We start from the raw sequence: 2007 nt of genomic DNA, 5'->3' as shown, positions 1-2007 counted from the left end.
GGTGATGGTGCTGGCTGCGCGCCTTGCCGGGTGGCCGGGCTGGGCATGGTGTGCACCGGCTGCGAAAGCGCGCAGGTTGCCGGCCAGGGTGGCGATAGAGTCCGGGATCGAGGCCGGGCTGACCGCCAGCGAGTTGTCGGCGAGGAAATCGGTGCGGAAGAAGCCGGGCTCGACGATCGTCACCTTGATGCCGAAGGGCTCGAGTTCGGCGGCCAGGGATTCCGACAGGCCTTCGATGGCGAACTTGGTCGAACCATAGACGCCCCAGCCGGGATAGCCGAAATAGCCGCCGATCGAGGAAAAGTTCAAGATATGTCCCGAACGCTGGCGGCGCATATAGGGCAGGACGGCACGGGTGACCTTCAGGAGGCCGAAGACATTGGTGGCGTAAAGCCTTTCGACTTCCTCGGCGGTTGCTTCCTCGACGGCGCCGAGCAGGCCGTAACCGGCATTGTTAGCGAGGACGTCGATGCGGCCGAAGCGTTCGACGGCTTTTGCAGCGGCTTCCTTCGCTTGTCCCTCATCGGTGACGTCAAGGGCGACCGCGACAAGGTTCGGGCGGTCGCCGAACTTATCGGTCACGTTCTTCGGATTGCGGGCTGTGGCGACGACCGCATCGCCGGCTGCAAGCGCTTCCTTCGTCATCAGCGCGCCGAAGCCGCGGGATGCACCAGTGATGAACCAGACTTTCATGACACGTTCCTTTCAAGCTCTACGGTTCCTGGGTGTCTGCATCTTCTGTGCCGACGGGAGGAATTTGACTGAAAACTGGTTGCTGTATAAGATTTGTTATTATCGAAACTATGATGAGTGAAATTCAGCAATGCGCGCCACCGAGCTTTCCGAACTGGCAGCTTTTGCCGCCGTTGCCCGGCACCGGAGCTTCAGAAAGGCGGGCGAGGAGAGGGGCGTCACGGCCTCCGCCGTCAGCCATGCGGTTCTCAATCTCGAGGACAGGACCGGCGTCCGGCTTTTGAACCGCACGACGCGCAGCGTCTCGCTGACGGAGGCGGGCGAACTCCTGAAGTCGCATCTCGATTCGGCCTTTGGCGAGATCACCGCAGCGCTCGATGCGCTGAACCGGTTTCGTGACACGCCCTTCGGCAAGGTCAGGATCAACGTTCCGAATTCGATCGCGCCTTTCGTGATCGGCCGCGTGATCGGCCCGTTGCTCGAAAAGAATCCGAACCTGCAGCTCGAAATCAGTGCCACCGACCGCCTGATCGATATTGTCGAGCAAGGTTTCGATGGCGGGATAAGGTTTGGGGAGCGGGTGACGGAGGGCATGATCGCCTTGCGCATCAAGCCGCGGCTGCGCCTGGTGGTCGTCGGTTCGCCCGCCTATTTCGAGCGGCGGCCGAAGCCGGTGACACCGCACGACTTGAAGCGTCATCTCTGTATCCAGAACATGTTTCCCTCCGGCGCGCGTTACCCATGGGATTTCGAGAAGGACGGGCAGGCGATTACCTTCCACCCGGCCGGCCCGCTTTCGCTCGACGACCACGAACTGATGACCCACGCGGCCCTGGGCGGCGTGGCGCTCGCCTATGTCTGGGAAGATCGCGTGGAGAAGATGATCGCGGCCGGCGAACTCATCCAGGTGCTCGACGACTGGTGCCAACCGGAAGAGCCGCTCTACCTCTACTACCCCAGCCGGCGCCACATGCCGGCGGGGTTCAGGGCAGTGATAGAAGCGATGAAGGCGGAATAGCGCCAGGCGTTCTGGGCTCTGGGGCACCTCTTGCCGCGATGACCTCATCAAGACAACTGGCGAGAGGACAGAGCGGCGGCTCATGCGCAGCAGTCCTCAATGGTGCCGGCGGGTCTGCCCCGCCGATAGGGCTTTTCCTCGCAGTCCGATGTCGGCCAGGCGCTGCAATTGCGGCACCAATCCCAAGTGTCTTTGCCCTTGCTCTTCCGATCTGCCATGTCCCCCCCCCCGTCGATTTGCCCGCGGTGGGTAAACGGCAGGCCTTGCTCCGTCCGGCCCCGTGTGCGGTCGGCCCG

Annotated in this window: 3 protein-coding genes; 1 reads left to right on the top strand and 2 read right to left on the bottom strand. The window is 62.7% G+C overall.

Going from position 1 to position 2007, the window contains the following annotated elements:
- A partial coding sequence (locus tag C9413_RS31570) for an SDR family NAD(P)-dependent oxidoreductase (protein ID WP_170251463.1) occupies positions 1-693 on the bottom strand: 693 nt, incomplete at its 3' end.
- Positions 694-823: 130 nt separating this feature from the next.
- Here C9413_RS31570 and C9413_RS31565 point away from each other — a divergent pair.
- Positions 824-1711, top strand: coding sequence for a LysR family transcriptional regulator (locus C9413_RS31565; protein ID WP_039844657.1), 888 nt, complete (start codon positions 824-826; stop codon positions 1709-1711).
- Between the two features lie 80 nt (positions 1712-1791).
- Here the strand turns inward: C9413_RS31565 and C9413_RS32935 are convergent.
- A partial coding sequence (locus tag C9413_RS32935) for a hypothetical protein (protein ID WP_210263679.1) occupies positions 1792-2007 on the bottom strand: 216 nt, incomplete at its 5' end.

Source organism: Rhizobium sp. SEMIA 4085, from assembly GCF_013004495.1.
Taxonomy (GTDB): Bacteria; Pseudomonadota; Alphaproteobacteria; order Rhizobiales; family Rhizobiaceae; genus Rhizobium; species Rhizobium gallicum.
Note: the sequence above shows the minus strand (reverse complement) of the source record. Positions and strands in the feature narration are given on the sequence as shown.